Raw genomic sequence first — 20299 nt, 5'->3', positions numbered from 1 at the left:
GCGATTGACACCCCCGGGTCTCCACACCACTCTGGGAGCGCTCCCAGTCGCCGAAACGTCAATGAGGACATCCGACGATGCGCACACGTCTCACGGTTCTGCCTGCCCTGGTGCTGGTCGCCGCGCAGCTCTCCGCGCCGACCGCGACCGCCCAACCCGTCCCCGGCGTGAGCGTGTCGGTCAACGCCCGAGCGGGGTTGGAGACCGTGAGCGACACGGCGGTCGGCGCGAACCACGCGATCTGGGACACGACCCTCGGCACGCCCGAGGTCGCCGACCTGATGAAGGGCGCGGGCGTCCGGGCGCTGCGCTACCCCGGCGGCTCGTACTCCGACATCTACCACTGGCGCGACCACACCGCGCCCGGCGGCTACGTCGCCCCGAACACCGACTTCGACCACTTCATGGCCGGTGCCCAGCGCACCGGCGCGCAGCCGATCGTCACCGCCAACTACGGCACCGGCACGCCCCAGGAGGCCGCCGACTGGGTCCGCTACGCCAACGTGGAGAAGCACTACGGCGTGAAGTACTGGGAGATCGGCAACGAGCTGTACGGCAATGGCCACTACGGCTCGGCGTGGGAGGCCGACGACCACCCGGAGAAGACCCCGGCGGAGTACGCGACCCTCGTGCGGCAGTACGCCGAGGCGATGAAGGCGGTCGACCCGACGATCAAGGTCGGCGCGGTGCTCACCACGCCGGGCGACTGGCCGGACGGGATCACCGCGAGCGGCGACGCGGGCTCGTGGAACCAGGTCGTGCTGTCGATCGCCGGACCGGTCGTCGACTTCGGCATCCTGCACTGGTACCCGACCGGGGCGAACGGCCCCGAGTCGCTGGCGAAGACCGACCGGATCGCCGACTTCACCCGGATGGCCCGCGAGCAGGCGGCCCGGTACGCGCACAAGGACCTGCCCCTCGCGCTGACCGAGGTCAACACCTCGTACGGGATGAACACCCAGCCGGGCGCGCTGTTCGCGGCGGACGCGGTCGCGACCCTGCTGGAGAACGGCGTGTTCACCGTGGACTGGTGGAACGTCCACAACGGACCGACGGCGTTCTCCACGGTCGCCGGGCAGCCCGACTACGCCGACTTCGGCCTGCTCTCCAGCGCCGGGTGCCTCGCCGACGGGACGATCTGCCAGCCCGCCCTCAACACCCCGTTCGCGCCCTACCACGCGCTGGCGATGACCTCGAAGTTCGCCGCGCCCGGCGACCAGCTGATCCGGGCCTCCGCGTCCGACCCGCTGGTCAAGGTGCACGCCACCCGCAAGCGCGACGGCGGCTTGGCGGTCCTGCTGGTCAACCAGGACCCCGACGCGGCGAAGACCGTCACCCTCGACTACGCCGGGTACACCCCGGCCGCGACCGCCCAGGTCTTGAGCTACACCAACGGTTCCACGGGCATCACGACCACGACGGGCGTCAGCGGCTCCACCACGCTCCCGCCGTACTCGCTGACCACGCTCGTCCTGCGCCCCAAGTCGTCGGCCGCCCTGCCCGCCGCGCCGAGCCGCCCCGCCGCGGCCTCGGTCACCGACCACGACGCCACCCTCACGTGGACGCCGACCGCGGCCGGCGTGAAGTACGAGGTGCACCGCCAGGTCGGCGCGACCACCGAGCAGTGGGGCGAGACCACCGGGACCTCGTTCACCGTCCACAACCTCACGGCTGGCACCCGCTACACGGTCACCGTCGTCGCCCGCGACGGCGCGGGCCGCGTCTCGTGGTCGTCCCCGCCGGTCACCTTCACCACCGCGACCCCGTCCGCGTCGACCTGCGCGGTCGCGTTCACCGACACCAACGACTGGGGCAACGGCTTCGTGGGCGCGGTCGACGTCACCAACACGGGCTCCGCGCCGGTGGACTCGTGGACGCTGGGCTTCACCTGGCCCACGGCGTGGCAGCAGGTGTCCAGCGGCTGGAACGGGACGTGGACGCAGACCGGCGCCGCCGTGCAGGTCGTCAACACCGCCGACAACCGCGTCCTCGCTCCTGGGGCCACGACGAACGTCGGCTTCGTCGGCGCCTACCAGGGACCCAACGTGCCGCCGATCGCGTTCACGCTCAACGGCGTGCCGTGCGCGGTGTGGTGACGCGTGAGGGCACTACCCGAGCCGGTCGGACTCCACCCTGGTGGCGGGCGGCAGCGCGGCGGAGCCCAGGAGCGCCAGCTTGTCGGCGGCCTCCGAGCCGGGGTCGGCGTGGTAGACGACGAGCATCACGCCCTCCGTGCCGGCGACGAGCAGCTTCTCCCTGTTCAGGGTGAGGTCGCCGACCAGCGGGTGGTGGAAGGGCATCACCGCGCTGCCGCGGTGGCGCACGTCGTGCCGGGCCCACAGCTTGCGGAACAGGGGACTGGCCAGCGACATCTCGCCGACGAGTTCGATGAACCTCGGGTTGTCGGTGTCGGTGCCGACCGCTTCGCGGAAGCCCGCGACCAGGCCCGCCGCGGCCCGTTCCCAGTCGGGGAACATGGCCTGCTCGGCCGGGTCGAGGAACACGTCCCGCAGCCGGTTGCCGCCGGGCACCAGGCGGGGTGAGAGGGCCGTGGCCAGCGGGTTCGCCACGAGGACGTCGAGGTAGCGGCCCTCGACGAACGCGGGCATCGGCAGCGCCGCCACGAACTTGGCCGTGCCGGGCGGCACGGTCTCCCTCGGCGGGCGGCGGGTGCGGCGGGGCTTGTCGGCGGCGAGCCCGAGCAGGTACGCCCGCGTGTCGTCGTCCAGCCGCAGCACGCGGGCGAGCGCTTCGAGGACCTGCACCGACGGCCTGCGGTCGCGACCGCGTTCCAGCCGCAGGTAGTAGTCGGCGCTGATGCCCGCGAGCATCGCGACCTCCTCGCGGCGCAGGCCCGGCACGCGCCGCACGCCCAGGACGGGGACGCCCGCCTGCTCGGGGGTGACGAGTTCGCGGCGGGCGCGGAGGAAGTCGCCCAGCGGGTTCGGGGCCTCGGTCATACCCTCACGGTAAGGGCGAGGACGGTTCCGTGCCTGGTCCTGCCACACCCCAGGCTGACAGGGGCACTGGCTCGACCTCGGCGGCGGCCGGATCGTCGTGGACGACACATCCCACCGATCACCGGGGCGATCACATGACCACCTCCCAGCAGCGCGTCCTCGTCACCGGCGGGTCCGGTTTCATCGCCGGGCACTGCGTCCTCCAGTTGCTCGACCAGGGCTACCGGGTGCGCACGACCGTGCGGTCCCTCCGGCGCGAGGACGCCGTGCGGACCGTGCTCGCCGACGCGGGCATGGTGAACGGCGACGCCCTGGAGTTCGTCGCGGCCGACCTCACGAGCGACGAGGGGTGGGCCGACGCCGTCGAGGGCTGCGACTTCGTGCTGCACGTGGCGTCGCCCGTGCAGCCCGGCCACGTGGAGAACGAGGACGACGTCATCGTCCCGGCCCGCGACGGGGCGTTGCGGGTGCTGCGCGCGGCTCGTGACGCGGGCGTCCGGCGGGTCGTGCTCACCTCGGCGTTCCACGCCATCGGCTACGGCCACCCGCACGACGACCACACGTTCACCGACGACGACTGGTCCGTGCTCGACGGTCCCGGCATGGACGCGTACGGACGCAGCAAGGTCCTCGCCGAGCGGGCCGCGTGGGACTTCGTGGCCGCGGAGGGGCGTGGGATGGAGCTGACGACGATCCTGCCCGTGGCGGTCATGGGGCCGGTGATGGGCCAGGACGTCTCCGGCGCGAACCACCTCGTGCAGCGCTGCCTGGACGGGCGGATGCCCGGCTTCCCGCACCTGTGGATCCCGGTCGTCGACGTGCGGGACGTGGCGAGCGCCCACGTCCTGGCCATGACCGCGCCCGGCGCGGCGGGGCAGCGGTTCCTCGTCTCCAGCGGGCCGGCGCTCGAGCTGCGGCGGATCGGCGAGATCCTGCGGGACCACCTCGGCGCCGCCGCGAAGCGGGTGCCGACCCGGACCGTCCCCAACGCCGTGGTGCGGCTCGGCGCGGTGTTCAACCGCGAGTTCCGGACCCTCGTGCCCGACCTCGGGTACGTGAAGAAGTTCTCCAGCGAGAAGGCCCGCCGCGTGCTGGGCTGGCAGCCGCGCGCCTCCGAGGACGCCGTCACCGCCGCGGGCGAGAGCCTGGTCCGGAAGTCCCTCGTCGAGGTGTGATGAGTTTCGGGCTCGCCGCGGGTCGGTACTCGTGTCGTACGGACACACCGAGGAGGACCCATGAGCGACTCGACCGTCCCGCCCGTCGTCGACCTGGCCACCTGGCAGGCCGCCCGTGACGAGCTGCTGGTCCGCGAGAAGGCGCACACGCGTGAGGGGGACGCGATCGCGGCGGCCCGCCGCAGGCTGCCGAGAGTGGAGTTCGACGGCAAGGTCGAGGTCGTCGGACCCGACGGCCCGGTCCCGTTCCTGGACCTGTTCCAGGGCCGCGACGAACTCGTGACGTACAAGCACATGTGGTACGACGGCGCGCCCCACCAGGGGCAGTGCGAGGGCTGCACCACCACGGCCTGGCACCTGGACGACGCCGTCTACCTCAACGCGCGCGGCGTCTCGTACGCCGTCGTGACCACCGGCCCGTGGGAGGAGGTCGCGGCGTTCGTCGAGTTCATGGGCTACACGCAGCCCTGGTACTCGGTGCGCGGCGTGGACGAGCCGGTCGGCGGCGAGATGGGGTACCTCAGCGCCTACCTGCGCGACGGCGACCGGGTGTTCCTGACCTACTCCACGACCGGTCGCGGCAACGAGCGGGTCAACTCGTCGATGGGCCTGCTCGACATGACGCCCTACGGCCGCGGCGAGTCCTGGGAGGACGCCCCGGAGAGCAGGCCCGTGCTCGGCAACGTCCTGGAGGGTCACCCGTCGGTGGCGGGCCAGGCGTGCTGGTCCTGGCGCTCGGACGCGGACGGGCACGCCACCTGGGGCCCGACCAGCCGTCCTGTGCCGCAGTGGTCCCGCCCCGGCGCGACCCCCGTGGAGACCCTGGGCCGCACGGGTCCGCACCACTAGCGCCCGAGGTCGTCCAGGTGCGGCCCTGGTCGGGCGTCGCGGTACCGGCCGCCCGCGGCTCTCGGGCCGCGGGCGGTCTCAGGCCTTCGGGGTGAAGAGTTCCGGCGCGGTGCGCCGGGCCGCCTCCAGCAGCATGAGGGCGTGGTCGCGGCGGCGGACGTTGTCGGTCCACTCGTCCGGCTTCAGGGTCGTGTGGACGGTGTCCGCCACCGCGCCCACCAGGTCCGGGGTCCACGGGGCGTGCTCGCCCGCCATCCGGGCGTAGGCCGGGCCCATGACCTCGGCGTGCCGTTCCAGGCCGCCGCGGGTGTTGAGGTCGGCCGTGCTGAACGGCCCGAGCACCGACCAGCGGCGGCCGAGGCCGTGGCTCACGACGAGGTCGAGGTCGGCCGGGCTGATGACGCCGTCCCGGACCAGCGTGTACGCCTCGCGGAGCACCGCGCCCTGGAGGCGGTTGAAGACGAAGCCCTCGACCTCCTTCGCCACGACCACCGGCGTCATGCCCGCGTCCGCCAGCAGGACGCGGGTCCGCTCGACCACGGCGGGGTCGGTGAACGGCGCGGGCACGAGTTCCGCGATCGGCAGCAGGTACGGCGGGTTGCCGGGGTGCACGACCAGGCAGCGCGCCCGGCCGGGCAGGTCGGCGGCGAACCGGGAGCACGGGATCATGGACGTGGAGCTGGCCAGCACGGCGTCCGGTGGCACCAGCTCGTCCAGCTCGGCGAACAGCTCCCGCTTGACGGGCAACGACTCGGCGACGCACTCCTGCACGTGCGGGACGCCGCGGACGGCGTCCGCCAGCGACGACGCGACCCGCACCCGGTCCACCAGCGCGGCGGGCTCCTCGTCCAGCAACCCGTTGTGCCACAGCGAGTCCACTGTGGACCTGACCTCGTCGACGGCGGCGGCGAGCCGGTCGGCCGAGACGTCGAACAGGGCGACCGGGAGCCCGGCGCGCGCGAACACGACGGCCCACGCGACACCGATGCTCCCCGCTCCGACGACCGCCGTCATCGGGCGTTCTTGCGCTGGTAGGCCCGCCACGTCGTGGCCCAGCGCGCCGGGTCGTCCAGGCTCGACCCGTCGATCTGGGCGACGACCTGGTTGTGCGGGGCGGTGCGGACGGTCTCGGGATCGGTACGCCCCTCGGCCAGCACGTGCTCCAGCACGTCGATCCAGTAGTCGACGTCCTCGATCGACCAGGTCTCCCCGGCCTCGGGGGTGAACGGCTCGGGCACGATCCACGGTTCGTGGCTGAGCCAGAACGCGTCCACGCCGAAGTCCGTCATGCGGTTCTGCACGTCCACGGCCGTCACCCCGGTCTCCGCCGTGTACGTGCCCAGGCTGAACCGGGTCATCTCCAGCCGCCGCCCGGTGAGGTGGTCGAACGACTTGGTCACGCCGGGGATCCCCAGCAGCCGCTGTTCCATGTAGTTGTTGGCCAGCACGGAGAGGTCCGCGGCCTCGCGGATGCCGTCCGCGCCCATCGCGAGCACCCACGAGTACGCCTTGACCACCTGCGGCACGTTGCCGAGGAACTCCCGCACCCGGCCGATGCCGCCGGGGTTCTCCCGCCGCGCGTAGCCGTCCTCGGTCCGCTCCACGAGCGGGCCGGGCAGGAACGGTTCGAGCGCGGCCGTGCAGCCGTACGCGCCCACGGCCGGACCGCCGCCGCCCTTGGGGACGCCGAACGTCTTGTGCAGCATGAACATGCACGCGTCGAAGCCCAGTTCGGCGGCCCGGATGCGGCTCATCACGCCGTTGAAGTTGGCGTGGTCGTAGAAGCACAGGCCGCCCGCCTCGTGGACGATGTCCACCCACTCCTTGATGTGCGGGTTGTAGACGCCCATGTCGTCGGGGTTGTTGACCATCAGCGCGGCCGTGCGGTCGCTCACGGCGGCCCGCAGCGCCTCGACGGAGGGGTAGCCGTCCTCCTCCACGGGCAGGGTGATCACGTCGAACCCGGCCGCCGCCGCGGTCGCCGGGTTGCACGGGTGGGCCTGCGAGGTGGTGATGATCTCCGTCCGCTGGGCCAGTTCGCTGCGGGACTCGTGGTAGGCGCGGGTGACGCACGCGTGCAGGTACGCCGCCGCGGCCCCGCCGCCCGCCTGGAAGACGAACCGGTCCATGCCGGACAGCTCGCGCAGCACGAGGTCGAACTCGTGGACGATCTCCAGCAGGCCCTGGACGGTGCTGTCGTCCTGGTGCGGGTGCACGTCGGCGATCTCGGCGGCCAGCCGTTCGTTGACCCGCGGGTTGTACTTCATCGTGCAGGTGCCGAACAGGCTGATGCCGACCATGCCCATCGTCTGCTGCGACAGGTGCAGGTAGTGGCGCAGCACGTCCGGCTCGGCGACCTCCGGCAGCGCGGGCGGGACCACGCGGCGCATCCCGGCCGGGACCAGGTCCTCGACGGCTTCGATCGGCGCGGGCGGCACGTAGCCGCGGCGGCCGGGAGCGCCCTGCTCCATGATGAGCGGCTCGTCCCAGACGGCGGCGTGGTAGCGACGGAGGTTCATGCGGAGACCGCCTCGGTGAGCGCGCCGACCAGCGCGGTGATGTCGTCCTCGGTGTGGATCTCGGTGACGCAGTACAACGCCGACTGGCCCAGTTCGGGGAAGTCCTCGGACAGGTCCTTGCCGCCGAAGATCCCCTGGGAGCGCAGGGTTTCGTTGATCTCGGCCACGGTCTTGCCGGTGCCGGTGAAGTCGACGACGAACTCCTTGAAGAACCCGGACGTCCACCGCACGGCCACACCGGGGACGTCGGCGATCCGCCGGGCGGCGTGCGCGCTGCCCGCCAGGATCGTCTCGCCGATCTCGGCGAACCCCCTGGGCCCCATCAGGGCCAGGTACACCGCGTTGACCACGGCCCACAGGTAGACCGAGTTGCCGGTCCAGTCGTTGCCGTCCTCCCGCGACCCGTAGGAGGTCTGGTGGAACAGGGTCATGCCGAACGCCCGCTCGCCGGGGACGCGCGTGTCGCACAGGCTGACCTGGAGCGTCGGGTACTCGCGGGCGTAGCGCTCCTCGTCGCGCGTGGCGATGAAGCCGCCGACGCCCCCGCCCGCGTTCATGTGCACGCCCAGCGGTTGCGTGGTGCCGACGACGATGTCCGCGCCGTACTCCGACGGCGGCAGCAGCACGCCGAGGGAGATCGGGTCCACGCCGACGATCATCTCGGCCCCGGCGCGTCGGGCGAGCGCGGCCACGGCGGCGGCGTCGGCCTCGATGACACCGAGGTAGGTGGGGGTCTCCAGGTACACCGCGGCGGTGGACTCGCTGATCGCGGCGGTCAGCGCGGCCAGGTCGACCCGGCCGGTCGCGGGGTCGTGGGGGACGGTGACGACCGCGATCGGGTCGCCGAGCTCCCCCGTGCCGCAGTAGGTGCGGATCACGGCGAGGCGTTCGGGGTCGATCGTGTCGGGCACCAGCACCTCGCGGCGGCCGGTGAGCCGCGCGGCCATCCGGATCGCGTGTCCGGCGGCCGCGCCCCAGCTGTACACCGGCAGCCCGACGAACTCCATGCCCACCAGCTCACCGAGCTGGGAGGTGAACTCGAACCACGCCTGGTTGCGGCCGTGGTCCGACGACGGCGTGCCCCACACCGGGGTCAGGAACTCGCTGCGGCCCGCGATCTCGTCGCACACCGCGGGGACGTAGTGCTGCCAGCAGCCCGCGCCGAGGAAGTTCAGGTTCTCCGCGCAACCGGTGTCCCGCCGGAGCAGCCGCCGCAACGTCCGGTCGACCACCGCCTCGGACCTGACGCCCGCCGCCAGCGCGAGCGGCTTCGCGGCGAGGTGGTCGGCCGGGATCTGCTCGAACAGCTCGTCGACGTCCGAGACGCCGACGGCCCTCATCATGGTCGCCTTCGTCTCCGGCGTGGAGTTGGGCATGTACGGGTGGGCCACGGGCTTCTGCTCCCTTCTACAACTGGGCGACGACTCGCAGGACGGTGCTCCGGCCTCGGCCGGTGCGCACCCGGTGGTAACCGGTGACGGGGGCGGCCGCGCGCTCGTCGCCGAGGTCGACCCGCAGCACCGGCGGGTCGAGCGCGGCGACCTTGCCGGGCGCGGCGAGGATCTCGAGGTGGTCCGGGCCGACGGCGGCGAGCACGTCGGCGCTGATCTGCTGGTTGCCCCGGCCGAGCAGGAAACCCTGGCCGCCGACCACGCCGAGCACCAGCCGCGCCCGCGGGTGCCGGGCCAGCAGAGCTAGCAGCGTGGACTCGTCGGCGTCCTCGGCCAGCAGCACGCCGTCGAGCACCGCGTCCACCCCGAGCGGGGACGCGGGCACGCCCAGCGCGGCGCTCACGTGGGCGACCGTGGTGCCCGGCCCGAGCAGCAGGAGCGTGCCCGGCGGGGTCTCCGCCGCGACCTCCCGGCCCAGCCCGACCAGGTCGCCGCCGCCGGACCCGGCGGACTTGGCCCCCTGCAAGGCGTCGCGGACGTGGGGGACGCGGGCGAGGCCGAACAGCCTGGGGGAGGAGCCGTCGAGGTCGACCACCTCGGCGTCGACCGTGCCGACCCGCGCGGGGTCCGCGGCGAACCGCGCGGCCGTCGCGCCCGCGACCTCGGGCCCGGTCGCGAACACCCCGGAGTGCATCTTCACCCCGGACGGCACGCCCAGCACCGGCACGCCGGTCCCGACGACGTCGGCCACGTCCCGCGCCGTGCCGTCCCCGCCGACGAACAGCACCAGCCCGACCCCGGCCATCGCCTCGACGGCGGCACGGGTGTCCGCCGCCGTGGTCCGCGTCCTGCCCGGCAGCACCTCGGTGTGCCACCCGGATCCCGACAGGTGGTCGGTGCCCATCGGTCCCTCGACGGTGACGATCCGGACGTCCGGGGCGAGCGCGTGCAGCCGGTCGAGCGCGCGTCGGGCGCGGTGCGGTGCGACGGGGGTCGCGCCGCGGAGCCGAGCGGCGTCGAGCGCGGGCCCGTCGGTGCCGTGCAGTCCCACCCGGCCGCCCATTCCGGCGACCGGGTTGACCACGACACCGACGGTGATCACAGCAGCTTCAGCTCCGCCACGACGTCGTCCAGCGCCCGACGGGTCCCGGCGACCATCTCGTCGATCTCGGCCTCGGTCACCACGAACGGCGGGGAGAACGAGATCGTGTCGGCGGCGGGCAGGGCGCGGGTGATCACGCCGTGCTCCCGGCTGGCCTTCACGACCGCAGCGGCCATCTTCAGACCGGGGTCGAACGCCGTGAGCGGGTCGCGGCTCCGGACGAACTCGACCGCGCCCACTAGGCCGTAGCCGCGGACGTCGCCCACCAGCGGGTGGTCGCCGAACGCCGCCTTGAGCTGGTGCGCGAGGTGGTCGCCGCGCGCCTTCGCCTGCGCGGTCAGGCCGTCGCGCTCGATGATGTCCAGGTTGGTCATCGCCGCGGCGGCCGCGAGCGGGTGCGCGGAGTAGGTGTAGCCGTGGCTGAACAGCCCGTACTTGTCCGTGCCGCTCGCGATCACGTCCCACACCGCGTCCGAGACCAGGCACGCCGACAGCGGCACGTACGCGGAGGTGATGCCCTTGGCCACGGTGATCAGGTCCGGCTGCATCCCGAACACCTGCGAGCCGAAGTCCGCGCCGGTGCGACCGAACCCGGTCACCACCTCGTCGGCGATCAGCAGCACGTCGTGGCGGCGCAGCACCTCCTGGATCGCCGGGAAGTACGACGCGGGCGGCACGATGACGCCACCGGCGGCCTGCAAGGGCTCGGCGATGAACGCGGCCACGGTGTCCGGGCCCTCGGCGAGGATCAGCTGCTCCAGTTCGTCGGCGAGGCCGCGCACGAAGTCCTCTTCGGACTCCCCGGCCTTCTGCTCCCACAACCGGTGCGGCGCGCGGACGTAGCGGACCATCGGCAGCGGGAGGTCGAACCCCGCGTGCATGCCGGGAAGACCGCACAGGCTGCCGGACATCACCGTCACGCCGTGGTAGCCCCGGTTGCGCGAGATGATCTTCTTCTTCTCCGGCCTGCCCAGGACGTTGTTGTAGTACCAGACCAGTTTGACCTGGGTGTCGTTGGCGTCCGAGCCACTGTTGCCGAAGAACACCTTGGACATCGAGCCGGGCGCCATCGCGATCAGCCGCTGCGCGAGGCGGGCCACCGGCTCGTTCCCCATCGAGGCGAACGCGTGGTAGTAGGGGAGCTGTTCCGCCTGCGCCCGCAGGGTTTCGGCCATCTCGGTGTTGCCGTAGCCGATGTTCACGCACCACAGCCCGGCCATGGCATCGAGGTAGGTCCGGCCCTGGGTGTCGGTGAGCGTGGACCCGCGCCCCTTCGTGATCGTCAGGGGTCCGGACCGCTCGTGCTCCCGCAGGTTGGTGAACGGGTGGAAGACGAACTGCTTGTCGATGTCCTCGATCGTCATGGGCTGGCCTACGCATCCGTCGGGATCGGTTGTGGGGAGGTGACTGCGGCTGCACTGTAGCAAGGGGTGGCCGCAAAGCGTACTATCGTGCGCATACCGGCCACTTGGACGTCGGGGGCTCGTGTTCTCGTCTGATTCGCCGGAATTCCCAGGAGTTCGTCAGGAAGGCAGACGCCGTGGATTCCCAGTTCGACCGCTCGGGGTTGCGAGACCCGAGCCTGTTGCGGACCGAGTTGTTCATCGACGGCGAGTGGGCGCCGGGATCGGCGGGCCACCGGATCGAGGTGACCGACCCGGCCACCGACGACGTGATCGCCGAGGTGGCGTTCGCGACGGAGGACGACGTGCGCCGCGCCATCGCCGCCGCCGAGGCCGCCGCGCCGGGCTGGGGTCGCACGACCGCGCCCGCGCGGGCCCGGATCCTGCGCCGCTGGTACGAGCTGATCGTCGAGCACGCCGACGACCTCGCCGCGATCCTCACCGCGGAGCAGGGCAAGCCGCTGGCCGAGGCGCGCGGCGAGATCCTGTACGGCGCGGGGTTCGTGGAGTGGTACGCCGAGGAGTGCAAGCGCGCCTACGGCGACGTGATCCCGACCAACGTGGACGGTCGGCGGCTGATGACGCTGCGGACCCCGGTCGGGGTCAGCGCCGCCATCACGCCGTGGAACTTCCCGTCCGCGATGATCCTGCGCAAGGCGGGCCCCGCGCTCGCGGCGGGTTGCCCGATGATCGTCAAGCCCGCGGACGAGACGCCGCTGTCGGCGTTGGCGCTGGCCGAACTCGCCGCGCGCGCCGGGATCCCACGGGGTGTGCTGAGCGTGGTGCTCGGCCCACCGGAACTGGTGGGGGAGATCCTGACGTCGCACCCCGGCGTGCGGGCGTTGAGCTTCACCGGGTCGACCGAGGTCGGCAAGCTGCTGATGGCCCAGAGCGCGCGGACGGTGAAGAAGGTCGCGCTGGAACTGGGCGGCAACGCGCCGCTGATCGTGTTCGACGACGCGGACCTCGACGCGGCGGTCGCGGGCGCGATGGCGTCGAAGTTCCGCAACGCCGGGCAGACCTGCGTGTGCGCCAACCGGGTCCTCGTGCAGTCCGGCATCCACGACGCGTTCGTCGAGAAGTTCCAGGCCGCCATCGAGGCATTGACCGTGGGCAACGGCTTCGACGCCGGGTCCGAGCAGGGGCCGCTGATCTCCGAGGAGGCCGTGGCCAAGGTGGAGCGGCACATCGCGGACGCCGTGGACGGCGGCGCGAAGGTGCTCAGCGGCGGCGGCAGGCACGCGCTGGGCCGCACGTACTTCGAGCCGACGCTGCTGACCGGGGTCCGGCGGGACATGCTGGTGGCGCGGGAGGAGACCTTCGGACCGCTGGCCGCGGTGATCCGGTTCGACACCGAGGACGAGGCCGTGGAGATCGCCAACGACACGCCGTTCGGCCTGGCGTCGTACTTCTTCACCCGCGACCTCGGCCGGATGTGGCGGGTCGGCGAGGCGCTGGACTTCGGCGTGGTCGGCGTGAACACCGGCCTGATCTCCTACGAGGGCGCGCCCTTCGGCGGCGTCAAGGAGTCCGGGGTGGGCCGGGAGGGCTCGCGCCACGGCCTCGACGAGTTCACCGACCTGAAGTACCTCTGCGTCGACGGCCTCGGCTGACGGGCGGGCGCCCGGCGGGTCACCCGCCGGGCGCCGCACGGCGCGCCCCCGGTCCGTCCTGGCGCTCGATGACCATGCCGTCGCGCACCCACGTCACGCACGCGCGGGTGCCCGGCACGCCGTCCACGACGGCCACGCAGTCGAAGCAGACGCCCATGCCGCAGAACAGGCCCCGGTTCTCCCCGCCCTTCGTGGCGCGGGTGGAGAGGTCGCCGTGCGCCATCAGCGCGACGGCGACGCTCTCCCCGAGGTAGGCGGCCGTGGGCTCGCCGTCGACCGTCACGGTCACGGCCTGACCCCGCCGCAGGCCGTGACCGGGGAGCCGCTTCACAGCAGGCCCTCCTCGACGAGCACCGCCCGCATGGCCTTGAGGCTCTCGGGATCGGTGACCGGCAGCCGGGGCCGCCGCACGTGCCCACCGGGCTGGCCGAGCATCGCCATGAGCGCCTTCAACTGGCTCTGGTACGCGCCGAAGTGCCCGGCCCAGCCGCCCGGCAGCCACAGCTTCGGGAACAGCCGGTCGCTCGCCTCGGCGTGCTTCGCCGCGCTGTCGAAGTCCCCGCGCCACACCGATTCCCAGAACTCCGGGTCCGGCCTGCCGAACAGCGACCCGCCGCCGACCGTGCCGTCGCCGCCCTCGGTGCGCAGGACCTCCACGCCGCGGGCGGACATGTACGGGCCGAACACGCGGACCCGGTCGCGCACCCGCAGGGACGTGGCGAAGAACTGGTCGGCGTCCGGCGTGCTGTCCTTGATCCCGACGATCTGGCCGATGTCGGCCAGCCGGTCGGCCAAGTCCGTGCCGATGTCCACGCCGCTGCCGTGCGGCCAGTTGTAGACCACCAGCGGGCCGTCGATCGCCGCGTTCACGTCCTCGTAGAACGCCACGACCTCGTCCGGGAACAGCTTCGCGTACGGCGGCGGTGACGCCAGCACGCCGTCCGCGCCCGCGGCCAGGGCGTGCCGGGCGAACTCGGCCGTCTCCTTGGCGGTGTAGGCGGTGCAGCCGATGAGCACGCGCATCCGGCCCGCGGCCTGCGAGACCGTGGCCTCGGCGACCGCGCGGCGCTCCTCGGTCGTCTGGGAGAACCACTCGCCGCAGGTCCCGTTGACCACGATGCCGTGCATGCCCTCGGCCGCGTAGTGGTCCACCAGCGCGCGCAGGGTGTCGAGGTCGAGGTCCCCGGACTCGGTGAACGGGGTGACGAAGGCGGGGAAGTAGCCCTGCCAGTCGACGTCGTCGCGATTCATCGGAACTCCAATCGGTGGGTGGCCCGGTCCAGCGAGTAGCGCGCGGGGAACGGCGAGGCGTTCGCGGGGTTCGCCATCTGCTCGGCGAGCTGCCGGGCGAACATCGGGCTGAAGGTGAAGCCGGTCGACGAGACGCAGGCGTGGAAGCCCGGCACGGCAAGGGACTCGCCGACGATCGGCGAGAAGTCGTCGGTGAACACGATGACCCCGGACCAGGTGCGCACGACCCGCACGTCCGCCAGTCCCGGCACGACCGACACCGCGACGGCGGTGTTGCCCGCCGCGCTGTGCCAGCTCGTCGGGTAGCGGCGCGGGGGAGGGGCCGTGGGCGTCGGCCAGCCGCCGCCGATGATGAACGTGTCGTTGTCGGTCTGCTTCAACGTGAGCCTGCGCCCGATGTGCTGGATCATCGGGTGGAACATCCGCGGGCGCGGCTCGGTCACGTTGACGTGCAGTCCCTCGCTGCGGACCGGGAACCTCAGGCCCACCAACCCGGCCAGCTCCCCGGCCCACGCGCCGCCGCAGTCCACGATCCGGGCCGCGTCGACCGGGCCCGCGCTGGTGCGGACGGTGAACCGCCGGGGCCCGTGCACGTCGACGCCCAGCACGTCCACGTGCGTGCGGACGACGGCTCCGTGCTCTTCCGCGCGCCGGGCGTACAGCGGGGCGGCGACGAGCGGGTTGGCGTGGCCTTCGAGCGGGCAGTAGGTCGCGCCGAGCACGCGTTCGCTGAAGTACGGGGCCCGCCGCCGGAGGTCGTCGCCGGTGACGACCTCGGTCTCGATGCCCGCGAGCTGCTCCAGCTCGTGCTTGTCCCGCAACGTCTTCAGCTGCTCGTCGGTCTCGGCGACCATCCACCCGCCGGTGAGGTGGAGGTCCAGGTCGCCGTCCAGTTCTGCCCCGAGGCCCTGCCACACCTCGAACGCCTCCAGGCTGTGCCGCGCGTCGGCGAGCAGCCGCTCCCGCTCGTCGGCGCCGCCCTGGCCGGACAGCTGGTGGATCGCCAGCTGGAGGTGGAAGCTGCCCGCGTTGGTGCCGGACGCCTCGCGGTTCAGCTCGCCGCGGTCGACGAGCACGACGTCGACCCCTTCCCGTGCCAGGTAGAACGCCATGGCCGTGCCCGCGATCCCGCCGCCGATCACGAGGACGTCCGTGCTCGACGGAAGGTCCGGGGTGCTCACGAGCCCTCCTCGGGCAGGAAGAGAGTGGGGCCCTCGATGGAGTGGTCCGCCAGCGCGCTGATCGGCACCGGCCGCACCGGCATCCGGGGCGTGGCGAGCGGGACGTCGGCGACGGGTTTGCCGTGGCCCGCGGCGATCATCGCGGCGATGTGCCGCTGGCAGTTGCGGCCCTGGCACGGGCCCATCCCAGCGCGGGTGAACGCCTTGACGACGTTGATGTCGGCCGTGGTCGCGACCGCGTCGGTGATCGAGTGGGCGCGGACGCTCTCGCAGCGGCAGATCACGGTGGAGTCCTCGGCCAGCTCGTAGATCCCCGGCCCGACGCGGTAGAGCCGCTTCGTCGCGGCGGTCAGGGCCCGGCGGCGGGTGAGCCGTCGGCGGGCGGGCGCGGCGAGCGCGGACGCCCCGGCGACGGTGATCGCGCCCGCGTCCAGCGCGGCCGCGAGCCCGGCGATCCGGCCTTCGTCGACGGCCACGTACGAGCCCTCGACCCCGGCCCCGTCGCCCGCGGCGTAGACGCCGTCCACGGTGGTCCGGCACCAGTCGTCCCGGCGGACGACGTGCCCGCCCAGGTCCTCGTCGTAGTCGAACTCGCACCCCGCCAGCCGCGGCAGCTCCAGCGACGGCACGAAGCCGTAGCCGAGCCCGAGCACGTCCACCTCGACGGTCTCCTCGGTGCCGGGGAGCACGCGCCAGTCGGCGTCGACCCGCGCGTGCACTACCCGTTCCACCCGGCCGTCGCCCTCGGCGCGCACCACGATCCGCCGGTACCGCAGCGGAACCCGGTGGCGCACCAGGGAAGCCCGGTACAGCGCCGCGTCCCGCAGCAGGTCCACGTTGCCGGGCGCGGCGGCGGCCAGCCGGGCGAAGTCGCCCGGCCGCGGCGCGGGCCCGGCCTCCAGCGCGGCCACGACGGTCGCGCCGTAGTCGGCGAGCTGCGCCGGGAACGCGAGCGCGACGGGGCCGGACCCGGCGAACAGCATCCGTTCGCCGGGCAGCACCCGTTGCGTCTTGGCGAGCGTCTGCAACCCGCCCGCGGTCATGACGCCCGGCAGGGTCCAGCCGGGGAACGCGACCGGCCGGTCGTGCGCGCCCGGCGCGAGGAGCAGCCGCCGCGCGGTCACCGTGCGGGCGGGCTGCCCGTCGGTGACCAGGACGGCCTCGTTCCCCTCCAGGGCGACGACGCTGGTCCGGAGCCGGACGTCCACGCCCTTGCCGTCCAGCGAGTCGATCACGGTCCGGCCGAACCGGAACTGGCGGCCCAGCGCGGCCGGGTCGGTGACGGTGAACCCCGGACCCGGCTGCTTGAAGATCTGGCCGCCGAGCGTGGGCCGCTCGTCGGCCAGCACGACCCGGAGCCCGGCGCGGGCGGCGGTGCCCGCGGCGGAGATCCCCGCGGGCCCGCCGCCGACCACGAGCAGGTCGACCTCCGCCAACTCAGCAACCCCCCGGCATCTCGGGGAAGTCGTCGACCCCGAAGACCGAGGTGTAGGTCGACTTGAGCGTGCCGTCGTTCTGCGCCTTGCAGAGGAACGCGTTGAGCTTGTCGGTCAGCGCCTTGTTGCCCTTCTGCACCGCCCACGAGCCGTAGCCGAGGTCGAGCGGCTTGGGCAGCCCGGCCTTCGCCACCTGGTTGGGGTTGGCCTTCTGGTACTGGGCCAGGATGTAGTCCTCCAGCACGCTGCCGTTGGCGCGGCCGGTGGACACCTCCAGCAACGCGGCGTTCTGGTCGGCGAAGCTCTTGACCTGGGCGTTCGGGAACGTCTTCTTGGCCAGCTGCTCGCCGGACGAGCCCTGGAGGGCGGTGATGACCGTGTTCGGGGTGTTGTAGGCGTCGACGGTCGCCGCGGTCGTGTCGCCCTGCTTCACGGCCAGCACGCTGGTGTACGGCACGTACTCGCGGGTGAAGTCGATGACCTGCTTGCGGGCGTCGGTCGCGGTGAGGCCGACCGACACCATGTCGAACTTCTTGCTCTGGAGGCCGGGGATCAGGCCGTTGAAGTCGAGGTTCTGGATGTCGAGCTTCACCCCGAGGTCGGCGGCGAGCTTGTTCAGCAGCTCGACGTCGTACCCGGCGGGCTTGCCCGCGTCGTCGAGGTACATCTCGGGCTTGAACTGGAGGTTCATCCCGACCGTGAGGGTGCCCGCGGCGTTGAGGCCGGTCGCCCCCGAGTCGCCGCCCGCGGCGGCCGTGGAGCCGGACGAGCCGCTGCCGCCGCCGCACGCGGCGAGGACCAGCGAGGACACCAAGGCGGCGCCGACGAGGGACAGGCGTCTGGCCGCGCGCTTCTGAGAACTCCTGAACACAGGCTTTCCTCTCTGGGGGAAGATCAGCTGCCGACTTCGGCCATCAGCTGCTCGATGCGCCGCCGCTGCCGGGAGCGCAGTACCTGCGAGACCGCCCCGCGCGGCGGACGCGCGTACGCGCCCTCGACCAGGCGGAAGACGATGTCGATGACGAACGCCGCCAGCACGTAGATCGCCGCGGCCGCGGTGTAGAGCACGAACGGCTGGAACGTCTGGGAGACCAGGTTCTGGGTCACCCGGACCACCTCCAGCAGCCCGATCACGGTGAAGGTCGAGGTGTCCTTGACCATGCCGATGTACATGCTGCCCAGGTTCGGCAGCGCGATCTTGATGGCCTGCGGCAGGATCACCGAGAAGAACACCCGGCTCGACCGCATGCCCAGCGCCTGCCCCGCCTCGCGGTGCCCCGGCGGCACGGCGTCGAGCGCGGAGCGGAAGATCTCCGCCATGAAAGCGCTGTACAGCAAGGAGAGCGCGATCACGCCCGCCTGGAAGACGGTGAAGTTCACGCCCAGCAGCAGCGAGATGCCGAAGTACACCCAGATCACGCTGACCAGGGCGGGCACCCCGCGGAAGACGTTGATGTAGGCGATGGCGATCCACGAGATCGGCGGCTTCGACTGCCGCATCACCGCCAGCAGCAGGCCACCTGCGATCGAGATGACCAGCGCGATCACCGACACCTTCGCCGCGGTCAGCAGACCGTCCAGCAGGATCTGGTGGTTGTCCCAGATCAGGCCCCAGTCGTAGTCCGCGAACCCCATCAGCGCACCGCCTTGATGAACTCGCGGGCCCGCGGGCTGACGCAGTTCTCGAAGAAGCCGCGGGAACCGCTCTCCACCACCACACCGTCCTCCATGAACACGTTGAGGTCGCCGATGTCCTTGGCGAAGCCCAGTTCGTGGGTGACGATCACCATCGTCATCCCGGTCTCCGCCACCAGCCGCATGGTCTTGAGCACCTCGCCGACCAGCTCCGGGTCCAGTGCCGACGTCGGCTCGTCGAAGAGCATCACCTGCGGGTCGAGCGCCAGCGCGCGGGCGATGGCGACCCGCTGCTGCTGCCCGCCGGACAGCTGCGTCGGGTAGTGCGCCGCGCGCGGCAGCAGCCCGACCCGGTGCAGCGCCTCGGCCGACTTGTGCTGCGCCTCGGCCTTCTTCATACCGTGCACCGACCGCAGCGGCAGCGCGACGTTGTCCAGCGCCGTGAGGTGCGGGAACAGGTTGAACTGCTGGAACACCATGCCGACCGTGCGGCGCAGTTGCAGCACCTTGCCGCGCTGCGGGGAGGGCTCGCCCGGCAGGCCCGGCCCGTACTCCACGCCCGCCACCTTCAGCGAGCCGGAGCTGGGCTGTTCGAGCAGGTTGATGCTTCGCAGCACGGTCGACTTGCCGGAGCCGGACGGGCCGAAGATGACGACGTGCTCGCCTCGGGTGACGTCCAGGTCGATGCCGCGCAGCACCTCCAGGCTGCCGAAGGACTTGCGCAGGCCGCGGATCCGGATGACCGGGTCCGCGGTGGTCCGGTCCGCTGTGGACTGCTCCGCTGTGGACGGTTGCCGGGTGCTCACGCGCGAACCTCCGTGACGCAGACGTAGAGGTCGTCGAGGTCCTTGAAGTAGGCGTACCGCCAGCTCGCGCCGCCACCGAGGTCGATCTCGGCCGGTTCTCCGACGAGCGCGATCCCGCGCGCCGTGAGATGGTCCAGCGCACTGTCGATGCAGCGTGCTCCCACGGCGAACTCGAAGGTGCCCAGATGTCCCCACTCGCCCCGCATGTCCGGCGACGGCGGGTCGTGCTGCACCGGTTCGAGCGCCCCGCCGTACGGGCTGGTCAGCAGCATCATCCGCATGCTCGGGGGCGTGCGCTGGTGGAACCACGGGTGCATCGGCTCGAAGTAGCCGTCGGACTCGAACAGCTGCCCGGTGAAGCCCAGCTCCCGGTAGAAGTCCCTGGTGGCCTCGACGTCGGCCACGCCGAACGCCACGTGGTTCACGCCCTGCGGGCCGGGCTCGACGGGCCACCCGGACTCCAGCGTGGACCACTCGATCAGCTCGATCTTGGCGCCGTCCGGGTCGGCCACGTAGGACAGCCCGCAGTGGGTTTCGTAGGGCGGCAGGTCGGCCTCGTTCGGCTCCATCAGGCCGGTGTGCCCGCGGGCGACCAGGTCCCGGTAGAAATCACCCTGTCGGTTGACGTGCACGCAGACCTCGCAGATGCCCGGCTCGCCCCACGCCATGCCCTCGGGCATCGGGGGAGGGGTCCGGCTGGTGGTCTGCACGAGCTTGATCGCCGCGCGGCCGAGCACCGTGGGGTTGGCGGTCCGCAGGAGCACCACCCTGGCCTCGGTGTCGTCGTGCCCGGTCACTGTGCGCAACCCCGGCAGTGGTCCGGTGTAGTCGAACGCGACATCGGTGAAGCCCAGCTCGGCGTAGAACGCCACCGACGCGGCCATGTCGGACACCCCGACGCCGATGTGGTCGAGCCCGGTGAGCGTGCCGTGCCTGCGTGTGGTTTCAACCATTTGTCCAGCTACCTCCTGGCTGGGC

Annotated in this window: 18 protein-coding genes; 4 read left to right on the top strand and 14 right to left on the bottom strand. The window is 72.3% G+C overall.

The genetic code is table 11. From position 1 onward, the window contains the following. Positions 1 to 77 precede the first annotated feature (77 nt). A complete protein-coding gene (locus tag ACFWW9_RS30125; RefSeq protein WP_390384868.1) occupies positions 78 to 2096 on the top strand; it encodes a cellulose binding domain-containing protein in 2019 nt (672 codons plus the stop codon). A 12-nt stretch (positions 2097 to 2108) separates the two neighbouring features. Here ACFWW9_RS30125 and ACFWW9_RS30120 read toward each other — a convergent pair whose 3' ends face one another. Continuing rightward, complete coding sequence (locus ACFWW9_RS30120) at positions 2109 to 2960, bottom strand: helix-turn-helix domain-containing protein (protein ID WP_390384865.1); 852 nt, start codon at positions 2958 to 2960, stop codon at positions 2109 to 2111. Positions 2961 to 3094: 134 nt separating this feature from the next. Between ACFWW9_RS30120 and ACFWW9_RS30115 the strand changes: the two genes are divergently transcribed. Together ACFWW9_RS30115 and ACFWW9_RS30110 are read left to right on the top strand one after the other, a co-directional pair. After that, positions 3095 to 4135: an SDR family oxidoreductase gene (locus ACFWW9_RS30115; RefSeq protein WP_390384863.1), complete on the top strand. Its 1041-nt coding sequence runs from the start codon at positions 3095 to 3097 to the stop codon at positions 4133 to 4135. Between the two features lie 60 nt (positions 4136 to 4195). Beyond that, complete coding sequence (locus tag ACFWW9_RS30110; protein WP_390384861.1) at positions 4196 to 4984, top strand: DUF899 domain-containing protein; 789 nt, start codon at positions 4196 to 4198, stop codon at positions 4982 to 4984. 78 nt (positions 4985 to 5062) lie between these two features. On the opposite strand, the gene ACFWW9_RS30105 is transcribed toward ACFWW9_RS30110, so the two are convergent. From ACFWW9_RS30105 to ACFWW9_RS30085, 5 genes are read right to left on the bottom strand one after another with little or no spacing between them, the layout of a single operon-like run. Continuing rightward, entirely contained in the window at positions 5063 to 5998 is a 936-nt protein-coding gene (locus ACFWW9_RS30105) for a 3-hydroxyacyl-CoA dehydrogenase (protein ID WP_390384860.1), read from the bottom strand. Next, positions 5995 to 7503, bottom strand: coding sequence for an aminomethyl-transferring glycine dehydrogenase subunit GcvPB (gene gcvPB / locus ACFWW9_RS30100; RefSeq protein ID WP_390384858.1), 1509 nt, complete (start codon positions 7501 to 7503; stop codon positions 5995 to 5997). Before gcvPB ends, ACFWW9_RS30105 begins: the two co-directional genes overlap by 4 nt. Next, positions 7500 to 8894: an aminomethyl-transferring glycine dehydrogenase subunit GcvPA gene (gene gcvPA / locus ACFWW9_RS30095; RefSeq protein WP_390384856.1), complete on the bottom strand. Its 1395-nt coding sequence runs from the start codon at positions 8892 to 8894 to the stop codon at positions 7500 to 7502. The genes gcvPB and gcvPA overlap by 4 nt, the downstream gene beginning before the upstream one ends. A gap of 16 nt (positions 8895 to 8910) precedes the next feature. Continuing rightward, positions 8911 to 9996: an ATP-NAD kinase family protein gene (locus ACFWW9_RS30090; RefSeq protein WP_390384854.1), complete on the bottom strand. Its 1086-nt coding sequence runs from the start codon at positions 9994 to 9996 to the stop codon at positions 8911 to 8913. Next, a complete protein-coding gene (locus ACFWW9_RS30085; RefSeq protein ID WP_390384853.1) occupies positions 9993 to 11360 on the bottom strand; it encodes an aminotransferase in 1368 nt (455 codons plus the stop codon). Before ACFWW9_RS30085 ends, ACFWW9_RS30090 begins: the two co-directional genes overlap by 4 nt. Before the next feature lie 221 nt (positions 11361 to 11581). Between ACFWW9_RS30085 and ACFWW9_RS30080 the strand changes: the two genes are divergently transcribed. After that, on the top strand, positions 11582 to 13012 hold the full coding sequence (locus ACFWW9_RS30080; RefSeq protein WP_390384877.1) for an NAD-dependent succinate-semialdehyde dehydrogenase: 1431 nt from the start codon (positions 11582 to 11584) through the stop codon (positions 13010 to 13012). Positions 13013 to 13031: 19 nt separating this feature from the next. Here the strand turns inward: ACFWW9_RS30080 and ACFWW9_RS30075 are convergent, their stop codons facing one another. The 8 genes from ACFWW9_RS30075 to ACFWW9_RS30040 are packed head-to-tail and all read right to left on the bottom strand — an operon-like array spanning position 13032 to position 20274. Beyond that, complete coding sequence (locus ACFWW9_RS30075) at positions 13032 to 13343, bottom strand: (2Fe-2S)-binding protein (protein ID WP_390384851.1); 312 nt, start codon at positions 13341 to 13343, stop codon at positions 13032 to 13034. Beyond that, entirely contained in the window at positions 13340 to 14263 is a 924-nt protein-coding gene (locus tag ACFWW9_RS30070; RefSeq protein ID WP_390384849.1) for a dihydrodipicolinate synthase family protein, read from the bottom strand. The genes ACFWW9_RS30075 and ACFWW9_RS30070 overlap by 4 nt, the downstream gene beginning before the upstream one ends. Beyond that, positions 14260 to 15444, bottom strand: a complete 1185-nt coding sequence (locus tag ACFWW9_RS30065; protein WP_390384847.1) for an NAD(P)/FAD-dependent oxidoreductase — start codon at positions 15442 to 15444, stop codon at positions 14260 to 14262. Before ACFWW9_RS30065 ends, ACFWW9_RS30070 begins: the two co-directional genes overlap by 4 nt. Continuing rightward, on the bottom strand, positions 15441 to 16880 hold the full coding sequence (locus ACFWW9_RS30060) for an FAD-dependent oxidoreductase (protein ID WP_390384845.1): 1440 nt from the start codon (positions 16878 to 16880) through the stop codon (positions 15441 to 15443). Before ACFWW9_RS30060 ends, ACFWW9_RS30065 begins: the two co-directional genes overlap by 4 nt. Position 16881: 1 nt before the next feature. Continuing rightward, complete coding sequence (locus tag ACFWW9_RS30055; protein ID WP_390384843.1) at positions 16882 to 17751, bottom strand: transporter substrate-binding domain-containing protein; 870 nt, start codon at positions 17749 to 17751, stop codon at positions 16882 to 16884. Positions 17752 to 17774: 23 nt separating this feature from the next. Further along, on the bottom strand, positions 17775 to 18515 hold the full coding sequence (locus tag ACFWW9_RS30050; protein WP_390384841.1) for an amino acid ABC transporter permease: 741 nt from the start codon (positions 18513 to 18515) through the stop codon (positions 17775 to 17777). Further along, positions 18515 to 19321 carry an amino acid ABC transporter ATP-binding protein gene (locus ACFWW9_RS30045; RefSeq protein WP_390384839.1) on the bottom strand — a complete coding sequence of 269 codons (807 nt, stop codon included), beginning with the start codon at positions 19319 to 19321 and terminating at the stop codon, positions 18515 to 18517. The genes ACFWW9_RS30050 and ACFWW9_RS30045 overlap by 1 nt, the downstream gene beginning before the upstream one ends. Further along, positions 19318 to 20274, bottom strand: coding sequence for a VOC family protein (locus ACFWW9_RS30040; RefSeq protein ID WP_390384837.1), 957 nt, complete (start codon positions 20272 to 20274; stop codon positions 19318 to 19320). Before ACFWW9_RS30040 ends, ACFWW9_RS30045 begins: the two co-directional genes overlap by 4 nt. Positions 20275 to 20299 lie beyond the last annotated feature (25 nt).

The organism is Umezawaea sp. NPDC059074, from assembly GCF_042738955.1.
In the GTDB taxonomy this organism is placed as follows: domain Bacteria; phylum Actinomycetota; class Actinomycetes; order Mycobacteriales; family Pseudonocardiaceae; genus Umezawaea.
The sequence above is the reverse complement of the archived record's forward strand: the minus strand, read 5'-3'. Positions and strand labels throughout refer to the sequence as shown.

Excerpts from the sequence above, each read along its gene's own strand:
- ACFWW9_RS30125 (WP_390384868.1), top strand. The coding sequence starts at position 78 with ATGCGCACACGTCTCACGGTTCTGCCTGCCCTGGTGCTGGTCGCCGCG.
- ACFWW9_RS30120 (WP_390384865.1), bottom strand. The coding sequence starts at position 2,960 with ATGACCGAGGCCCCGAACCCGCTGGGCGACTTCCTCCGCGCCCGCCGC.
- ACFWW9_RS30115 (WP_390384863.1), top strand. The coding sequence starts at position 3,095 with ATGACCACCTCCCAGCAGCGCGTCCTCGTCACCGGCGGGTCCGGTTTC.
- ACFWW9_RS30110 (WP_390384861.1), top strand. The coding sequence starts at position 4,196 with ATGAGCGACTCGACCGTCCCGCCCGTCGTCGACCTGGCCACCTGGCAG.
- ACFWW9_RS30105 (WP_390384860.1), bottom strand. The coding sequence starts at position 5,998 with ATGACGGCGGTCGTCGGAGCGGGGAGCATCGGTGTCGCGTGGGCCGTC.
- gcvPB (WP_390384858.1), bottom strand. The coding sequence starts at position 7,503 with ATGAACCTCCGTCGCTACCACGCCGCCGTCTGGGACGAGCCGCTCATC.
- ACFWW9_RS30085 (WP_390384853.1), bottom strand. The coding sequence starts at position 11,360 with ATGACGATCGAGGACATCGACAAGCAGTTCGTCTTCCACCCGTTCACC.
- ACFWW9_RS30070 (WP_390384849.1), bottom strand. The coding sequence starts at position 14,263 with ATGAATCGCGACGACGTCGACTGGCAGGGCTACTTCCCCGCCTTCGTC.
- ACFWW9_RS30050 (WP_390384841.1), bottom strand. The coding sequence starts at position 18,515 with ATGGGGTTCGCGGACTACGACTGGGGCCTGATCTGGGACAACCACCAG.
- ACFWW9_RS30040 (WP_390384837.1), bottom strand. The coding sequence starts at position 20,274 with ATGGTTGAAACCACACGCAGGCACGGCACGCTCACCGGGCTCGACCAC.